Origin of the sequence: Wenjunlia tyrosinilytica (assembly GCF_014646055.1) — a bacterium.
Classification (GTDB): Bacteria; Actinomycetota; Actinomycetes; order Streptomycetales; family Streptomycetaceae; genus Wenjunlia; species Wenjunlia tyrosinilytica.
In genome coordinates this window covers 25336-42369 of record NZ_BMMS01000018.1, presented here as the reverse complement: position 1 = coordinate 42369, position 17034 = coordinate 25336, and the positions used below count along the sequence as shown (strand labels likewise).

Sequence of the window (17034 nt, the reverse complement as noted above, 5' to 3'; positions counted from 1 at the left end):
TGCCGGGCGGCCGCTCCTTCGCCGACCCCGGGGTCGTCAAGGCGCCTCCTGGGTGGCCAAGGCGCCCGGGAGCTGGGGGCGGCCGCGGATGCCCAGTTTGCGGTAGACGCTGGTCAGGTGGGTTTCCACCGTGCGGCGGGCCAGATGGAGGGAGGCGGAGATTTCGGCGTTGGTGCGGCCTGCCGCCGCCAGGGAGGCGACATGGCGTTCGCTCGCCGTCAGCGCCGCCACGCCCGTATGACGCGGGCGCAGGGACCGGGCGCCGCCCGAGCGCAGGGCCTCGGCGGTCAGGCGGCGCAGCCTCGGCGCGTTCAGCCGCTCCGCCAGTGCCCCGGCCTCACGCAGGACTTCACGGGCGCGGTTGGACTGGCCCACGTCCGTCAGGGCGGTGCCGAGCTCGAGCAGGGCGGCCGCCAGGTCGGGCGCCAGGGGATGCCGGCGGTGCTCCGCCACGGCCTCCTCGAACAGGGCCAGCCCGCGCTGCCCGCCTCTGGCCGCGCCCAACGCCCGCAGAGCGCGCCCCACGACACGCGGCGTGCCCCACACCCTCGCCAGCCGCAGTTCCTCCTCCGCCAGCGGCAGCGCCTCCGCCGTCCGGCCGAGCCGCAGCAGGCAGGCGACGGACGTGGAGCGCCACGGCGTCACCGCCGGAGTGAGCATCCGCCGGGCCTGCTGGAGCTCGCCGCACGCGCTCAGATGCCGCAGCGCCCCCGCCGGGTCGTCCTCCGCCCAGTGGAGCATGCCCTGGGCGTAGCGGAACTCGATCCACTCCCAGGACTCACGGGCACCGAGCCCTTCCACGCACTCGGCCAGGCGCCGGGCCTGCGGCAGCCGGTCCAGCTCGATCAGGGCGAGCACGCCCTGCGCCCGCACATGGACATTCTCGCCCTCGGCGCCCGGTCCCGTGGCCGACTCCACCACCTGCTCGTACCGGCCGCGCATGACGGCGGCCTCGGCCCGGACACTGTGCAGGCACTGCTGCGCCGGGTGCAGCGGGTGGTCGCGGTGCAGGGCGAGGCCCCGGTCCACCAGCTCGTCCGCGAGGTCGAGCTCGTCCGACCACTGCGCCAGGGTGGCGAGCGAGGCCAGCAGATAGGGCTGGAGCCCGGGGTCGGTCGGGGCGGCGAGGATGGAGCGGACCCGGCGCATGGCCTCCGGCGCGCCGATGAGCCCGGCCGTGGCCTCGTGCTCGGTGAGCAGGGAGTGCGCCATGGGGTCGGTGCACTCGGGGGAGCGCCGGACCCGCTGCTGGACCTGCGGCAGCATATTGCGCCAGCCATCGGCCTCGTGGCTGGCGATGAACGCCGTGGCCGCCTGGACCGAGTGGACGAGGTCGGCCAGGTCGTCACGTTCGCCGAAGCCCTCGGCGAGTTGGCGCAGCACCTCCAGCGCGGCCGGGACCTCGCCGTGTGCGGCCAGCGCCGTGCCCAGGGCATTGGCCACCCGCAGCCGCCCGTGGGGAGAGGTCTGGAGCCGCAGTGCCTCGGCCAGGTGCCGTACGGCGGCCGCGCGGTCGGTGCGTACCTCGAGGCAGCCGAGCGAGGTGAGCACATCGGCCAGCCGGGGCGCGGTGAGGGGTTCGGCGAGCGCCCGCCGCAGCAGCGCGGTGGCCTCGGCCGGCCGCTGCGCCCGGGAGGCGCGCGCGGCGCCCTCCACCAGCGCGTCCACCGCCCACTCGGCGCCGACGGGGGCGGACTTGAGCAGATGCTCGGCGACCTGGTCCACCGGGGCACCGCCGCGGTAGAGGATCTCGGCCGCGCGCAGGCGGGCCGCCGATCGGCGGCGCTGCGGCCACCCGGCGAGCACGGCGTCCCGCAGCAGGGGATGGGCGAAGCGCGGCGGCGCGTCCGGCGCGCCGCCGCCCGACAGGAACCCCTGGTGGCGCATGGCGGAAAGCCAGCCGGTGACTCTGGAGGTGTCCGCCCGCGCCAGTTCCGCGAGGAGTTCGGGTGTCGCTCCCCCTCCGTCGAGTTCGGCCACGGTCCGCGCGATGTCGGCGGTGGCCTCGCCCGCGGACCCGAGCCACCACCACACGGCCTCGGTGAAATTGCCGGGGTGCAGCAGTCCGGACAGCGAACGGCCCGCCCCCAGTCCGTCGCGGGCGAGCTCCTCCAGATCGTCGACAAGGGCGTGCAGGAGCAGCGGATTGCCGCATCCGGCCGCCGCCCAGCCCGAGGCCGCCGGGTCGGGGACCTTGTCGCCGAGCCGGTCCCGCACCAGCGCGGCCACCGCTTCGGGGGACAGCGGCTCCAGCGACTCGGTGGCGACGACGTCCCGCGCGAGCCGGTGCACGGCGCTGGGCACCCTTGCGCCCTCGATGTCGAACTGGCGCCGTTCGGTCAGCGCCACCAGCACCGGCAGCCGGTCCAGCCGGCGGGCCAGGTGGGCCAGCCAGTCCCGTGACGCCGGGTCGGCCAGATGCACATCGTCCACCGCGAGCAGGAGCGGGCCGTCCTCGGCGAGGTCACGCACCGCCTGCCAGGCGTTGGGCGAGGGAGCGTCGCCGACCGGAGCACAGGCGTCAGCGCCTTCGAGCAGTTGGCGAACCACGGCGTACGGGGTCCCGGACTCCTCGGCCGCGCAGCGGGCCCGCAGGACCCGCATCCCCTCGTCGGCCGCGGGCCCGGCCACCGCCCGCAGCACGGCGCTGCGCCCCGAGCCGGTCGCCCCGCGGACCAGGAGAGCGCCTCCCCTGCCCGCCAGGGCCCGCGCGATCAGCTCCCGGGCGTTCCGGAGCGCCCGCTCACGGCCGCGCAGTGGCACACCGGTCCGAATCATCCGCTCTTCTCCCTGATCGATATGCGTCGGCTGGTCGAAATGGGCCGGTCGAGGCGGGTCCGTCCGGCACGGACCCGACCCGGATGCCGCGTCACGCGGTTCCGGCTCCGCCCCCAAAGATGCTCGCAGCACGTTGCACGGTTCTCGTAACAGTTCCACTCATGGATCTCGTGGCGGACCACGATGGTCCACGAGACCATGGACGCGACATGGTGGTGGCACAACCCCGGCCCTTGGGAACTCCTCGGCCGGGCCGCTCGAAGACCGCACCGACCGGTGCACATCCCTGGGGGGATCAGTTCCATGAACACCACCACTGTCCGCCGCACCGCGACCGCGCTGGCCGCGCTCTCCCTGAGCGCGCTCGCGCTCACCGCGTGCGGCTCCGACAGCTCCGACTCGGCCGCACCCAAGCCGTCGGACAAGGCGTCGTCGTCCGCCGCGCCGAAGGCCAAGGAGTCCGCTTCCGGGGGTTCGTCGTCCGGGGACACGTCCTCGGCGGGAAGCTCGTCCGGTGGATCCACGGGGGGAGCCGAGCCCGCCTCGAGCAGCGGTTCCTCCGGCGGCTCCAAGTCGGGCGGTTCGAGCGGCGGGCAGACTGAGGGCGACGTCCACCCATGCAGGACGAGCCAGCTGGCCTTCAAGGTGACGCAGGTCTCCAGGCCGATCAACCACGCGCTCATCACCGCCACGAACACCAGCGGCACTGCCTGCCGTGTCCCGCTCAAGGCGCCCGTGGTCACGTTCGGTGCCATTGACGGCCAGGCGCAGCCGATGGGCCCGGGCACGAGCTCGGAGACCGCCCTCGAAACGGGAAAGAGCGCCTACGCGGGAGTGCGGCTCTCCCGGGCGGACAGCTCGGGCGGACAGTCCGTCACCGGCATCAACATCGCCCTGTCGGCGGGTGACAAGGCGGTCACCGCGAAGCTCGCCGGGCAGACGACGATCAACGACCCGCAGGTGACCGTCTTCTTCGCATCGGCGGCGGACGCGCTGGCGTACTGACAGCAGCCCCGTGGGGCACGGGCCGGCGCCCCCGCCGGCACGGACCGGCGCCCACGCCGGCACAGGTCGGCGCGCCGTCGTGGTCATGTCGAAATCCACTCCCGCCGCCATACTGGTCGCGAGTGTGACAACGCCCACGAGCCGCCGCACCGAGGGAGCAGCCGACCGTGCCGGAAACCCCGCCGGAAACCTCGTCCCTGGCCTTCGACGTGTGGGCGCCCCACGCCCGCCGGGTGGCGCTGGAGGCGGCGGACAGGCGGTATCCGATGCGCGAGGACGCCGGCCGCCCCGGCTGGTGGCACACCAGGGCCGAGGCCGGGGACGGGACTGAGTACGGCTTCCGCCTCGACGGCGGCGGCCTGCTCCCCGACCCGCGCTCGCGCCGCCAGCCGCACGGTCCGCACGGGGCGAGCCAGGTCGTCGACCACGGCCGCTTCGCGTGGACGGACGACGGCTGGCCGGGGCGGGCGCTGCCCGGCGGGGTGGTCTACGAGCTGCATGTGGGCACCTTCACCAAGGAGGGCACGTTCGACGCGGCGGCCGAGCGGCTGGACCACCTGGTGCGCCTCGGGGTCACCCATGTCGAGCTGATGCCCGTCTGCCCGTTCCCCGGCACCCATGGCTGGGGGTACGAGGGGGTGTCGCTGTGGGCGGTGCACGAGCCGTACGGCGGGCCCGACGGCCTCAAGCGCTTCGTGGACGCGGCCCACGGCCGCGGGCTGGCGGTCCTGCTGGACGTGGTGCACAACCACCTCGGGCCGTCGGGCAACTATCTGCCCGCCTTCGGCCCGTACTTCACCGACACCCACCACACGCCCTGGGGCTCGGCCGTCAACCTCGACGCGCCCGGCTCCGACGAGGTGCGCGACTACCTGCTGGGCAGCGCCCTGGCCTGGCTGCGCGACTACCACCTCGACGGGCTGCGCCTCGACGCGGTGCACGCCCTCGCCGACACCCGTGCCCTGCACTTCCTGGAGGAGCTGTCCACCCGGGTGGACGCCCTGTCCGCCGCGCTGGGCCGCCCGCTGACGCTGATCGCCGAGTCCGACCTCAACGATCCTCGGACCACCGCCTCGCGCGAGGCGGGCGGCCTCGGGCTGCACGCGCAGTGGAGCGACGACTTCCACCACGCCCTGCACACGGCGCTGACCGGTGAACGGCAGGGCTACTACGCCGACTTCGCCGAGGCTCCGCTGGCCGCACTGGCCAAGACGCTGACCCGGGTGTGGCTGCACGACGGCACCTGGTCGTCGTTCCGCGGCAGGCACCACGGCCGGCCGGTCGACCCGCTGCGCGCGAGCGCCGACCGCTTCCTCGGCTACGCGCAGACCCATGACCAGGTGGGCAACCGGGCGGTGGGCGACCGGCTGCCGGCCTGCCTGTCCCCCGGCCTCCTCGCCGTGGCCGCGGGACTGGTCCTCACCTCCCCGTTCACCCCGATGCTCTTCATGGGCGAGGAGTGGGGCGCGGGCACGCCGTGGCAGTTCTTCACCGACCACACCGATCCGGAGCTGGCACAGGCGGTCAGCCGGGGCAGGCGGCGGGAGTTCGCCGCGCACGGCTGGAGCGAGGAGGAGGTGCCGGACCCGCAGGACCGGGCGACGTGGGAGCGGTCCTGCCTGGACTGGTCCGAGCCGGAGCGCGCCCCGCACTCCGGGCTCCTCGACTGGTACCGCGAACTCCTCGCGCTACGGCGGACGGAGCCGGAGCTGACCGACCCCGACCTGTCGGCCGTCCGGGTGGACTTCGACGAACTCGGCCGCTGGCTGGTGATGCGCCGGGGGAGCCTGCGGGTGGCCGCGAACCTGACCAACCAGCCCCGCTCGGTGCCGCTGTCGGGCATCGCCGCGCAGCTCCTGGCCGCCTCCGGCCCCCTCGGACTCGGGGCGTCGGCGGACCTGGAGCTGCCGGGCGAGACGCTGGCGGTCATCAGGACCGACTGAACAGGGATCGACTGAACAGGGACCGGCTGCGCAGGACGGCTGCGCAGGACGGCTGCCGCGGACGGCTGGACAGGACCGGTCGGCGGGACCGGCCGGCGGGAGCTCGGCCGCACCCGGCTGAGCGGGCTGAGGGCTTGAGCGGGCTGGGGCCTGAGCGGGCTGAGCGGACCCGGCTGACGCCGCCCGCGGGAGCCGCTCGCCTACTGCACGCGGGTGTCGGGGTCCTCGTCCTCGTCCGGGAGGTGGACGTCGATCACGGAGACATTGACCTCCACGACCTCCAGGCCGGTCATCCGCTCGACCGCCGCGATGACGTTCTCCCGCACGTCGGAGGCGACCTCGGTGATGGGCACTCCGTACTCCACCACGAGGTCGATGTCGATGGCGGTCTGCCGCTGACCGACCTCGACCTTCACCCCGCGGGCGACATTGGTGCGGCCGCCGGGAACGCGGTCGCGCACGGCGCCGAGGGTGCGGGCGAGACCTCCGCCGAGCGCGTGGACGCCGGGCACTTCGCGGGCCGCCATACCCGCGATCTTCTCCACCACGCCGTCCGCGATGGAGGTCCTGCCGCGCTCCGCCGGCGCCGCGAGCGGCCCGGATCCGCGCACCTCGATCGCGGTGCCGCCGAGCTCCACCGGCTCCTTCGAGCCCGCCGCCTGTGCCGGGACGGCCGCCACGCCTTGGCCCCCTCCGGTCGCCGAAGCGGCGGCCGACTGGCCCGTGTTGGTGGTCATGAGGTGCTTCCTCCTCGATCGTCCATGGCCGTGAGGCCCTGACACCACTGTGGACACACGAGGCACGTGGTCGTCACGCGGATTCCTGAATTTTCTCGGGGAGTTCTCAAGTGCCGCTTCCCATAGCACATCGTCCGTCATTTCGCATTGTAACTGATAGATCGTCAGATTACTCTGCCGCCGAACCGGCCTGAAATCCACTCCCCTTCGAGCCGCGTGCGACGCAACGGGACGGCGCGCCGCGCGCCGGAAGGACGTCCACCATGCCCACCGACAGCGGTCCGGGACGACCGCGTGTGAACCTCTCCCGCATCTCCCGCCGCACCCTTCTCACCGCGGCCGCCACCGCCGCCGCGGCCGCCACCTGGACACCGGCCCACCGCGTTCCGGCAGGCAGCGCCGCCTCCACACTCGCACCGCCGCCCAGTTTCCCGCCCGGCGTCCCGCTGGTCCAACAGGCCTTCCGGAACTGGTCGTTGGAGATCATCGTCGAGAATGTCTGGACGGCCGTGCCCAGAACCCCGGACGACGTGGTCGCCGTCGCCGACTGGGCACACGCCAACCAGTACCGTGTTCGCGCCCGCGGCAAGGGCCACAACTGGTCGCCGCTGGTGCTCCCGGCGGGCACGGATCCGGCCGGAACGGTGCTCGTGGACACCACGGCCGACCTCACCGCGATCACGGTCCGCCCGGGCGCACCGCCCACCGTCACGGCGCAGGCGGGGGCGACCCTGGAGGCTGTGCTCACCCGCCTGGAACAAGCGGGCTACGGGCTCGCCGCCACCACCGCACCGGGGCAGCTGACGATCGGCGGAGCGCTGGCCATCGGCGGCCACGGCACGGGGGTACCGGCCCCCGGAGAGAACCCGCCCGCGGGCTCGGGCTTCGGCACGCTCAGCGACCTGGTCACCTCGCTGACAGCCGTGGTGTGGGACGCGGAGCGGGGGACGTACACGCTCAGGACGTTCGACCGGTCCGACCCGGACATCGGCGCCTTCCTCGTCCACCTCGGCCGGGCATTCGTCGTCGAGGTGACACTGAGGGCGGCGGCCAACACCCGTCTGCGCTGCCAGAACTGGTTCGACGTGCCGGTGGGCACCGTCTTCGCCTCCCCGGGCAGCGGGGGCCGGACCCTCGCCTCGTACGTGGCGCGCACGGGACGGGTGGAGGCGATCTGGTTCCCGTTCACCGATGTGCCCTGGCTGAAGGTGTGGAGCGTGGCGCCGAACCGCCCGCTCCTGTCCAAGCAGATCGACTCGCCGTACCCGTACACCTTCGCCAACCGGGTCACGGAGGAGATGTCGGGGTTCCTGGGGAGGATCGTCTCGGGCGACACCGGGTGCACCCCGGAATTCACCAAGCTGGCCATGGCGATCGTGGGGTCGGGGCTGATCACCACCGGGACCTGGGATGTGTGGGGCTGGTCGAAGAACCCGCTGCTGTACGTGGAGACCTCCACGCTGAGGATCGTGGAGGCGGGCTGGGCGGTGCTCACTTCACGGGCTCAGGTGCAGCGCGTGGTGTACGAGTTCGTGGGGCGCTACCGGTCGCAGCTGGGCGCCTACCAGGCCCGGGGGTCGTTCCCGGTCAATGGACCGATCGAGCTGCGAGTGACGGGGGTTGACCGGGGTACCACCGCGGCGCTCCTCTCCCCCGCCCGCGCCGACGCCGGACATCCGGAGTGGGACACGGTGGTGTGGCTGGACTTCGCCACGTATCCCGGCACGCCGGGGGCGGCGGGATTCTTCCGCGAACTGGAGCAGTGGATCCTGTCGAACTACACCGGCTCGTACGCCGCTGTGCGCCCGGAGTGGTCCAAGGGCTGGGCGTACACCGACAGCGGGGCATGGACGGACCGGGGTGCGCTGACCGACTCGATCCCGGCGTCGTTCGAGGGGTGGGAGACGGCGAGGTCCATCCTCAACAGGTACGACCCCGGGCGGGTCTTCTCCAACGCGTTCCTGGACAGGCTCCTGCCCTGAGCGCGGCCGGAGCGCCGGTTCATGCGAACTGACGTCGGACCAGGTCTCCAGCGGCATCGTGCGGTACTCCTCCACATCGAGGTCGGCCGGCGGATGGACCGGCTCGATCTCCCGGAGGTGTTCGAGGAGCAGCTCGCCGACGAGCCCGTTCCGGTGTCACTTGTCGTCGGCGGGGACGACGCACCACGGCGCGGCCCCGGTGCCGCACCGTCCGAGCGCGTCCCCGTGGGCCTTGCCGCAGTCGGGCCGCAGGGCCGCCCGCGCCACGATGTCGTTCTCTCGCTGACGACGGCTTCGGCAAACACCACGCCCGCCACCAACGACCGTCAGTCCCGCGTGACCAGGGTCTCGCTGTCTCTGGCCAGCGCCACCAACCGCGAGACCGCTCGCAAATACTTCTTGCGGTATCCGCCCCTCAGCATTTCGTCGCTGAAGATCCGGTCGAACGGCGTCCCCGACGCCACCACCGGCACCTCTCGGTCGTACAACCGGTCCGCCAGCACCACCAACCGCAAGGCCGTGTTCTGGTCCGGCACCGGATGCACCGCGCGCAAGAACACCGCGTCCACCCCGTCGCACATCGCCCCGTACCGGCTCGGGTGCACCTTCGCCAAGTGACTCAGCAAATCCCCGAAGTCGTCCAGCGACGCCCCCACCGCCCGCCCCGCGGCCTCGGTCACTTCCTCGTCGGTGTACGGCGCCGGCGCGTCCGGCAGCCCCCGGTGCCGGTAGTCCTCACCGTCGATCCGCAGGCTCCGGAAGTGTGCCGACAACCCCTGGATCTCCCGCATGAAGTCCGCCGACGCGAAGCGCCCCTCCCCCAGCTTCCCCGGCAGCGTGTTCGACGTCGCCGCCAGCCTCACCCCCGCGTCGGCCAGACGCCCGAGCAGCGTCGAGACCAACACCGTGTCTCCCGGATCGTCCAGCTCGAACTCGTCGATGCACACCAGGACGTGCCCGGACAGCGCCTCCACCGCCTGCTGGAAGCCGAGCGCACCGACCAGGTTCGTCAGCTCCACAAACGTCCCGAAGGCCTTCGGCCCGGGAGCGGCATGCCACAGCGACGCCAGCAAATGGGTCTTCCCCACGCCGTACCCACCGTCGAGGTAGACACCCTTGGGGCCGGCCGGGGCCGCCGGGGCCCGGCGGAACCAGCGTCTGCTCCCCTGACCGCTCGCCGTCGCCCCCGCCAAACCGGCCGCGAATCCCTCCAGCACCCCCACGGCCTCCGCCTGACTGGGTCGGCCGGAGTCGGGAATGTAGGTGGCGAACCGCACACCGTCGAAGCGCGGCGGCGGCACCATCTCGGCGACCAGTCGGTCGGCGGGCACGACGGGGTGGCGCTCGCACAGGGTCACGGGCGCTCGCCCGTCCGCGGCTGGGGACGGGGCCGGGGACAGGGCCTGGGACGGCGACGGCGGTAGGGTCCCGGCCTGGTGGGGGCCCTGATCGGGGCGCGACTCGCCGCAGTGACCTGGTTTGGAAGGACGTGCTGCTGGGGACACAACCCCTCACTCTACGGGGCGTGCAACACTGCCCGACATGCGCCGTCTGTTCACCGTCTCCGCCACCCCCGGCAAGCCGGACCCCGCACCGGAGCTCGACTCCGTCGACGCCCTCGCCGATGAGTACGAGTACCCCGGCGCCGTCCGGGAGGGCCATCCCTGGCTGCGGGCGAACATGGTCTCCAGCCTCGACGGAGCCGCCCACCACGAAGGGCGGTCCCAGGCCCTGTCCAGCCCCGCCGACATGCGGGTCTTCGGTGTCCTGCGCGGGCTTGCGGACGCCGTCGTCGTAGGCGCTGAAACGGTACGCCAGGAGGGCTACCGCCCGGCCCGGGCCCGTGAGGTGTTCGCCGAGCGGCGGGCCGCCCTCGGCCAGCCCCCGGCCCCGGCCATCGCCGTCGTCACCGCCGGCCTGGACCTGGACTTCTCGGCGCCCCTGTTCACCGACCCACTCGTGCCGACCATCGTGCTCACCGGCGCGCACGCCCCGGAGGACCGGATGAGGGCCGCCCGTGCCGTGGCCGACGTCGTGGTGGCGGGCGAGGGCCGGGGTGTGGAGCCCGCCCGGGCGGTGGCGGCCCTCGCCGAGCGGGGCCATCTCCGGCTGCTCACCGAGGGCGGCCCTCGTCTGCTGGCCGGTCTCTGCCTCGCCGGGGCCCTCGACGAGCTGTGCCTGACCCTGGCACCGCTGGTCACCGCCGGGGACGCGGCAAGGATCATGGACGGGCCGCGCCTCGAGAACCCCCAGCGCCTCACCCTGTCGTCCGTCCTGGAGGAGGACGGATTCCTGTTCACCCGGTACACCCGCGACAACCGACCATGAGCTCTTGCCCCCGTTCCCTGGAACACCTCTCCCGTACACCCCCGTGGGGTGGCGCATCGGCGCGTGCCGCGTGCCGGACCGAGGCAGGATGGTTCTGAAGGGGCTTGTGGGGCCCGTGAGAGAGAAGGACGTCCCGTGTTCACGACCGTGTTGATGATCGAGAAGCCGCTCGTCCCCGCCGATGTGGAGCTGCTGACCACGCTCCACGACGACGAGCAGGTCTCCTTCATCGTGCTCATGCAGCCGCGCGGCGACCAGGACAGGCTGCTGCGTGCCTTGGACGATGTCGCCCTCGGCCAGCTCGACCAGGCCGCCCGCGAACGCGAGGAGCCGGAGGGCGAGAAGGCCGCACCCGTGGCGGCCCTGGCCCTGGAGCACAGCCTGCGGGCGCTGCGCGACGCCGGTTCCGAGGCCGTCGGCCAGGTGGTGGAGGAGAACCCCCTCGACATGCTGCGCTCCATCGTCGACGAGGCCAAGGCCGACGAGGTGGTGGTGATGACGGCGCCGCACCTGGTGGAGGAGTTCTTCCACCGTGACTGGGCATCGCGGGCGAGGCACAAAGTGGGCGTCCCCGTCCTCAAACTCTTCGCTCACACCGAGTGACGTCCGGGGCGGGGTGCGCCGCGGGGCCGGTCGCCGCGGCCGCCGCCGCGGCGCACCCACTCAGTGGTGCAGAATCTAGGCACACCGCACCCGCGGCGCCCGGACGCCGGGCACCCGGGTGCCACCCGCAGAACCGCACCGCACCTCGGGGAGTAACGCAGATGGCACCGGCCTCCATGGACCGCCCGCACTTCGTCGGCATCGGCGGTGCGGGAATGTCGGGCCTGGCGAAGATCCTCGCGATGCGCGGGGCCCACGTCGCGGGCAGCGACGCCAAGGAGTCCGCGACGGTCCTGGCACTCAAGCAGCTCGGCGCCGAGGTGCACATCGGCCACGCGGCCGAGCATCTGGCCGAGGACGCGAGCTGTGTGGTGGTCTCCAGCGCCATTCGCACCGACAACCCGGAGATCGCCGCCGCCACCGAGCGCGGGATTCCGATCGTCCACCGCGCCGACGCCCTCGCCGCCCTGATGGAGGGGCGCCGCGCCATCGCCGTCGCGGGCACGCACGGCAAGACCACCACGACCAGCATGCTCGCGGTGAGCCTGTCCAGCCTGGGCCTCGACCCGTCGTTCGCCATCGGCGGCGATCTCAACGAGCCCGGCTCCAACGCCCACCACGGCACCGGCGACATCTTCGTCGCCGAGGCCGACGAGAGCGACCGCAGCTTCCACAAGTACGCGCCCGAGGTGGCGATCGTCCTCAATGTGGAGCTGGACCACCACGCCAACTACGCCTCGCTCGAAGAGGTCTACGAGTCCTTCGTGACCTTCGTCGACCGGATCACCCCCGGTGGCGCCCTGGTCGTCTCCGCCGACAACCCGGGCGCCCGGGAGCTGGCCTCCCGGATCACCCGCCAGGACCTGCGGATCATCCGGGTCGGCGAGGCGGACGACGCCGATGTGCGGGTGCTGAAGTTCGAGCCGAAGGGCCTGGCGAGCGAGGTCACGGTGGCGCTGCCGGAATCCTTCGGCGGAGGCGAACTGCCGTTCAAGGTGTCCGTCCCCGGCCGCCACTACGCGCACAACGCGGTGGCCGCCCTCGCCGCGGGCGCCGCGCTGGGCGTTCCCGCGGCCGACCTCGGCCCCGCCCTGGCCCAGTACACCGGCGTACGCCGGCGCCTTCAGGTCAAGGGCACCGCCCGCGGCGTGCAGGTCATCGACTCCTACGCCCACCACCCCACCGAGATCGCCGCCGACCTCGAGGCGATCCGCGGCAACGCGGGCGGGGGCCGGGTCCTGGTGGTCTTCCAGCCCCACCTGTTCAGCCGCACCCAGCAGCTCGGCAAGGAGATGGGCGAGGCCCTGGCGCTCGCCGACTCCGCGGTCGTGATGGACATCTACCCGGCGCGTGAGGACCCGGTGCCGGGCGTGACCAGCGACATCGTGGTCCGCGCGGCCGCCGCGCTCGGCGCCGAGGTGCGTGCCGAGCACTCGATGACCGCCGTCCCCGGCGTCGTGGCCGGGCTGGCCCGCCCCGGCGACCTCGTCCTGACGATGGGCGCGGGCGATGTGACCTTCCTCGGCCCCGAGATCCTCGCGAGGCTCGAGTCGTAGGCTTCAGACATGGCCTACGAAGTCGAGAAGTCCGAGGACGAGTGGCGCGAGCAGCTGACTCCATCCGAGTTCCGGGTGCTGCGCGAGGCGGGCACCGAGCAGGCGTTCACCGGTGAGTACACCGACACGAAGACCACCGGCGTGTACTCCTGCCGGGCGTGCGGGGCGGAACTGTTCCGCTCCGACACGAAGTTCGAGAGCCACTGCGGCTGGCCGTCGTTCTACGACCCGGCGGACTCCAAGGCCGTCGAGCTGATCGAGGACCGCTCCCACGGCATGGTCCGCGTCGAGGTCCGGTGCTCCACCTGCGGCTCACATCTGGGCCATGTCTTCGAGGGCGAGGGCTACCCGACCCCGACGGACCAGCGCTACTGCATCAACTCGATCTCGCTGCGCCTGGCCCCGGACGCGTAGGCGCCGGGCCGCGGTCGTGTCCGGAGGATCCGGTCAGGTACGGCAGGTGGCCGTGTGCGGCCCCAGCGTGTGCACGCCCGAGGAGGCGGCCGCGGCTCGCTCCGTGGGAGAGCTGCTGGCGGCGGCCGGGGCGGTTGTGCTGTGCGGTGGCTACGGCGGTGTCATGGAGGCCGCCGCCGAGGGGGCCGCACGGGCGGGCGGGCTGGTGATCGGCGTGCTGTCCGGCGCCGACCGGACCGGCGCCAACCGTGAGCTGTCCGCGGCGATCGTCACGGGCATGGGCCAGGCCCGCAACCACGTCCTGGTCGCCTCGGCGGACGCGGTGATCGCCGTGGGCGGCTCCTGGGGCACGCTGTCGGAGGTCGCCATGGCCGTACGGTCGGGCTCCACGCCCGTCATCGGCCTCGGCGGCTGGCGGGTGCTCGACGCCGGGGGCACCGAGCTGCCGGGGCCCCGGCAGGCCTCCTCGCCGGAGGAGGCCGTCGGCTGGGCCCTGGAGAGCTGAGCGGCCTCCCCGGGGGATCGCGGACGGCCGGAGGAAGCGGATGGTCGAAGAAGCGGATGGTCGTAGGCCGCAAGAAGCCGCTGGTCGTAAGAGGCCGTAAGAGGCGGCAAGAAGCCGTAAGAAGCTGCTGGCCGCAAGAACCGACGAGGGCGTCGGGCACCGCCGCCTGCGGTGCCGCACGGCTTCCACCAGCGGTAAGGCCCCCCGCACTTCGCAAGTCGAAGCACCCCTGCATAGGCTGCGTGCGGGAGCTTTCGCCGCTGGCACGAGCGGGCAGCCGGGGTGCGTCACATGCCGGCACCGGACACCGGCGACCTGGACGCCTACGTCGCGGATGTGTTCCCCGACGGCCCGGTCGGGTGAGCGGACAAGGCGCCTGAGACGCGCCGGAGAGGCCACTCAGGCCGGACTCGAGTCGTGGGGTCAGAGTCGGAAACGGAGCACCCGATTCGGAGGATCCCATGGCGAAGATCACGGTCCGTGTCAACCGTGCCCGCAGCGCTCTTGCGGCCCTGGTGCTGGGTCACGGCCCCACCATGGCCTGGGCCGACAGCTCGGCCACGGGGGCCGCGGGCCCCTGGGTGGTGGCGGTGGACCACAGCGGCCGGGACGTGGGGCCCGGCGCCATCGATCTGCCGGCGGCGCTCGCGGCGGCCGTCTCCCGGCAGGCGGCGGCCTGACCTCGCGACGTTGCTGCCCGGTGTGCGGCGCGGCCGCATGGAGGGCCGCCTCGCGGACGGCCCGGACTCGCGGGTGGCCCGGACTCGCGGGCGAAGCGCCCTCGCAGGCAAAAAGCAGCCTCGCAGGGGAGGCGGCATCGTGGACGGCCCGGACTCGCGGGTGGTGCGGCATCGGGGCGCACTCAAGAAATGGGGGCGGCATGACGGGTGGACGCGGTGGTCCCGCACCGGACGGGCGGGCGCCGTGACGGGGCTGGCATGCTGGAGCCGTGACCAGCCCCGTTGATCCCGCCGCTGCCGAGCGCGACGCGGCGCCCCAGTTCGTCCTGCCGCTCGTCGTGAACATCGAGAAGGCCGAACCCCCGGCCAGGACCGATGCCTTGGAGACCTCGGCACGTGCTGTGCTCACCTTCCTCGCCGATCCCCGGGTCGAGGGCGACGGGGAGTGGGCGAAGGCGCTGCGCTCATGGACCGACGGCCGGATAAGGAAGGTGGTGCGCCGGGCGCGCGGCGCGGAGTGGCGGCGGGCCGAGGCGCTTGCCGGGATCACCGTCCACGGTGAGCGGGCCCGGGTCCGGGTCTTCCCGCCCGTTCCCGTCGACGACTGGCCGCGCGACCTGGCCCGCCTCCAGGTCTCCGGCACCGACCTCGCCGACCCCGAGCCCGTCGCGCCCCCGCACACCGGCGGGCCCGTCCTGTGGCTCAACCCGGAGCTGGAGATGAGCGCGGGCAAGGCCATGGCCCAGGTCGGGCATGCCGCCCAGCTCGCGTGGTGGCGGCTGTCCCCCGCCGAGCGCCACGCGTGGGAAGGCGACGGCTTCCGGCTCGCGGTGCGTACCGCTGCCGCGGAGCGCTGGGGGCGGCTCACCGACAGCGGTCTGCCGGTCGTACGTGACGCCGGGTTCACGGAGATCGCGCCCGGCTCCTGCACCGTGGTCGCCGACCTGCCCGCGCTGCGCGGGCAACCTCAAATCATGCTCTGAACCACGCCTGCCCAGGGTTCGCCGTCCCCCGCCGGGGCCATCAACCCCGCACAGCGCGTCGGAGGGGACAGCGTCGGAGGAGACAGCGGCGTAGAAGACAGCGGCTTGGGAGACAGCGTCGGAGGGGGAAACGATGGAACACCTGGGCATGGGGATCGGCTGGCGGTCCGAGATCGACACGGCGCTCGACCGGCTGCCGGGCATCGACTGGGTCGAGGTCGTCGCGGAGAACATCTGCCCCGGCCACATCCCGGACTCGCTGCGCCGGCTTCTCGACCGCGGGGTCACCGTCGTTCCGCACGGGGTCTCCCTAGGCATCGGCGGCGCCGAGCGTCCCGCCCCCCAGCGGCTGGCCGCGCTGGCGGAGCGGGTCGAGGCGCTGGGGGCGCCGCTGGTCACCGAGCACATCGCGTTCGTCCGGGCGGGCGGGGAGATGACGGGCTCGCCGCTGCTGGAGGCGGGCCACCTCCTGCCCGTTCCGCGCACCCGCGACAGCCTGGAAGTGCTGGCGGAGAACATCCGTATCGCCCAGGACTGCCTTCCGGTGCCGCTCGCGCTGGAGAACATCGCGGCACTCGTCTCGTGGCCCGACAACGAGTACAGCGAGGGCGAGTTCCTCGCGGAGCTCGTCGAGCGCACGGGGGTGCGCCTGCTGATCGACGTGGCCAACCTGCACACCAACCACGTCAACCGCGGCGAGGACCCGGCCGCCGCCCTCGACGCCCTTCCGGTGGAAGCCATCGCCTATGTCCATGTGGCGGGCGGAGTGATGCGCGACGGCGTCTGGCACGACACCCACGCCCATCCGGTCACCGAGCCGGTCCTCGACGTCCTCGGGCAGCTGTGCTCGAAAGCCGTCCCGCCCGGGGTGCTGCTGGAGCGGGACGACAACTTCCCGCCCCCGGCGGAGCTTGCCGCCGAGCTGGACACCATCCGCCGCGTGCTCACGCGCACACCTCAGGCAGCGTAGGGGGAATGCCGCCATGAACGTTTCCGCATCCGCCCCGGCCGGTGCTCCCACCGCCAACACGGCACCCGCCGCCGGCTCGGCCCACTCCAGCGCCGCCGCCTCCGGGACCGACGCGGCCAGGCAGCGGCTCGCGCTGGCGCAGGCGGCCCTGCTGTCGGCACTCGTCGCGGGTACTCCGGTGCCCCAGGGCTTCGACCCCGCGCGAGTACGGCTCCAGACCCGGGCGCTCGCCGACAAACGGGCATCGGTGACCGCCAAGGTCGCCCCCGAGCTGCCCCGGATCCTCGGCGACGGCTTCCGGCCCTCGTTCATCCGCTACGCCCAGGTCAATCCGTCGGCCGGTGGGGCGCGGCGGGACGCCCTCTCGTTCGCGCGGGCACGGCTGCGCGCCGCGGAGTCGAGCGGGGACCCCGCGGGTGATCTGACCCGGCAACAGCGGTGTGAGCTGACCGCGTGGGTGCGCGAGCGCACCGGTCCCGCCCCGCGTCCGCGGGGACGGCTGCGCCGACTGGCCGCCGCCGCCAGGGCCCGTGCCTCGGTGCTGGGCTAG

At 73.3% G+C, this 17034-nt stretch carries 13 protein-coding genes and 1 pseudogene; 11 read left to right on the top strand and 3 right to left on the bottom strand.

From position 1 onward, the window contains the following. Nucleotides 1-36: 36 nt before the first annotated feature. Nucleotides 37-2778: an ATP-binding protein gene (locus tag IEY86_RS20770; RefSeq protein WP_189133294.1), complete on the bottom strand. Its 2742-nt coding sequence runs from the start codon at nt 2776-2778 to the stop codon at nt 37-39. A 303-nt stretch (nt 2779-3081) separates the two neighbouring features. Here IEY86_RS20770 and IEY86_RS20765 point away from each other — a divergent pair, with 303 nt between their 5' ends. Continuing rightward, a complete protein-coding gene (locus IEY86_RS20765; RefSeq protein ID WP_189133293.1) occupies nt 3082-3783 on the top strand; it encodes a DUF4232 domain-containing protein in 702 nt (233 codons plus the stop codon). 197 nt (nt 3784-3980) lie between these two features. Continuing rightward, nucleotides 3981-5726, top strand: a complete 1746-nt coding sequence (gene treZ / locus IEY86_RS20760; RefSeq protein ID WP_189133410.1) for a malto-oligosyltrehalose trehalohydrolase — start codon at nt 3981-3983, stop codon at nt 5724-5726. Between the two features lie 200 nt (nt 5727-5926). On the opposite strand, the gene IEY86_RS20755 is transcribed toward treZ, so the two are convergent. Further along, entirely contained in the window at nt 5927-6463 is a 537-nt protein-coding gene (locus tag IEY86_RS20755) for an Asp23/Gls24 family envelope stress response protein (RefSeq protein WP_189133292.1), read from the bottom strand. Between the two features lie 263 nt (nt 6464-6726). Between IEY86_RS20755 and IEY86_RS20750 the strand changes: the two genes are divergently transcribed. Continuing rightward, nucleotides 6727-8445, top strand: a complete 1719-nt coding sequence (locus IEY86_RS20750) for a cholesterol oxidase substrate-binding domain-containing protein (protein ID WP_189133291.1) — start codon at nt 6727-6729, stop codon at nt 8443-8445. 326 nt (nt 8446-8771) lie between these two features. Here the strand turns inward: IEY86_RS20750 and zapE are convergent, their stop codons facing one another. Then, the gene (gene zapE / locus IEY86_RS20745) at nt 8772-9803 is read right to left on the bottom strand and encodes a cell division protein ZapE (protein WP_189133290.1); all 1032 of its coding nucleotides are present in this window, start codon (nt 9801-9803) and stop codon (nt 8772-8774) included. A gap of 184 nt (nt 9804-9987) precedes the next feature. On the opposite strand from zapE, the gene IEY86_RS20740 reads away from it, so the two are divergent. The 8 genes and pseudogenes from IEY86_RS20740 (at nt 9988) to IEY86_RS36620 (ending at nt 17034) form a co-directional block, all read left to right on the top strand. Continuing rightward, the gene (locus IEY86_RS20740; protein ID WP_189133289.1) at nt 9988-10773 is read left to right on the top strand and encodes a pyrimidine reductase family protein; all 786 of its coding nucleotides are present in this window, start codon (nt 9988-9990) and stop codon (nt 10771-10773) included. A 135-nt stretch (nt 10774-10908) separates the two neighbouring features. After that, on the top strand, nt 10909-11376 hold the full coding sequence (locus IEY86_RS20735) for an indole-3-glycerol phosphate synthase (protein WP_189133288.1): 468 nt from the start codon (nt 10909-10911) through the stop codon (nt 11374-11376). Nucleotides 11377-11537: 161 nt separating this feature from the next. Continuing rightward, nucleotides 11538-12932, top strand: a complete 1395-nt coding sequence (gene murC / locus IEY86_RS20730; protein WP_189133287.1) for a UDP-N-acetylmuramate--L-alanine ligase — start codon at nt 11538-11540, stop codon at nt 12930-12932. Between the two features lie 9 nt (nt 12933-12941). Further along, nucleotides 12942-13346 carry a peptide-methionine (R)-S-oxide reductase MsrB gene (gene msrB / locus IEY86_RS20725; RefSeq protein WP_189133286.1) on the top strand — a complete coding sequence of 135 codons (405 nt, stop codon included), beginning with the start codon at nt 12942-12944 and terminating at the stop codon, nt 13344-13346. Next, on the top strand, nt 13258-13851 hold the full coding sequence (locus IEY86_RS20720; RefSeq protein ID WP_189133285.1) for a TIGR00725 family protein: 594 nt from the start codon (nt 13258-13260) through the stop codon (nt 13849-13851). Before msrB ends, IEY86_RS20720 begins: the two co-directional genes overlap by 89 nt. Nucleotides 13852-14312: 461 nt before the next feature. Further along, the gene (locus IEY86_RS20715; protein WP_189133284.1) at nt 14313-14531 is read left to right on the top strand and encodes a hypothetical protein; all 219 of its coding nucleotides are present in this window, start codon (nt 14313-14315) and stop codon (nt 14529-14531) included. A gap of 269 nt (nt 14532-14800) precedes the next feature. Beyond that, complete coding sequence (locus IEY86_RS20710; RefSeq protein WP_189133283.1) at nt 14801-15514, top strand: aminoacyl-tRNA hydrolase; 714 nt, start codon at nt 14801-14803, stop codon at nt 15512-15514. Between the two features lie 133 nt (nt 15515-15647). Further along, nucleotides 15648-17034 (top strand): annotated as a pseudogene (locus IEY86_RS36620) (MbnB/TglH/ChrH family RiPP precursor modification enzyme).

Coding starts and splice junctions, on each gene's coding strand:
- IEY86_RS20765 (WP_189133293.1), top strand. CDS start 3,082: ATGAACACCACCACTGTCCGCCGCACCGCGACCGCGCTGGCCGCGCTC.
- IEY86_RS20750 (WP_189133291.1), top strand. CDS start 6,727: ATGCCCACCGACAGCGGTCCGGGACGACCGCGTGTGAACCTCTCCCGC.
- msrB (WP_189133286.1), top strand. CDS start 12,942: ATGGCCTACGAAGTCGAGAAGTCCGAGGACGAGTGGCGCGAGCAGCTG.
- IEY86_RS20740 (WP_189133289.1), top strand. CDS start 9,988: ATGCGCCGTCTGTTCACCGTCTCCGCCACCCCCGGCAAGCCGGACCCC.
- IEY86_RS20720 (WP_189133285.1), top strand. CDS start 13,258: ATGTCTTCGAGGGCGAGGGCTACCCGACCCCGACGGACCAGCGCTACT.
- IEY86_RS20770 (WP_189133294.1), bottom strand. CDS start 2,778: ATGATTCGGACCGGTGTGCCACTGCGCGGCCGTGAGCGGGCGCTCCGG.
- IEY86_RS20755 (WP_189133292.1), bottom strand. CDS start 6,463: ATGACCACCAACACGGGCCAGTCGGCCGCCGCTTCGGCGACCGGAGGG.
- IEY86_RS20715 (WP_189133284.1), top strand. CDS start 14,313: ATGGCGAAGATCACGGTCCGTGTCAACCGTGCCCGCAGCGCTCTTGCG.
- murC (WP_189133287.1), top strand. CDS start 11,538: ATGGCACCGGCCTCCATGGACCGCCCGCACTTCGTCGGCATCGGCGGT.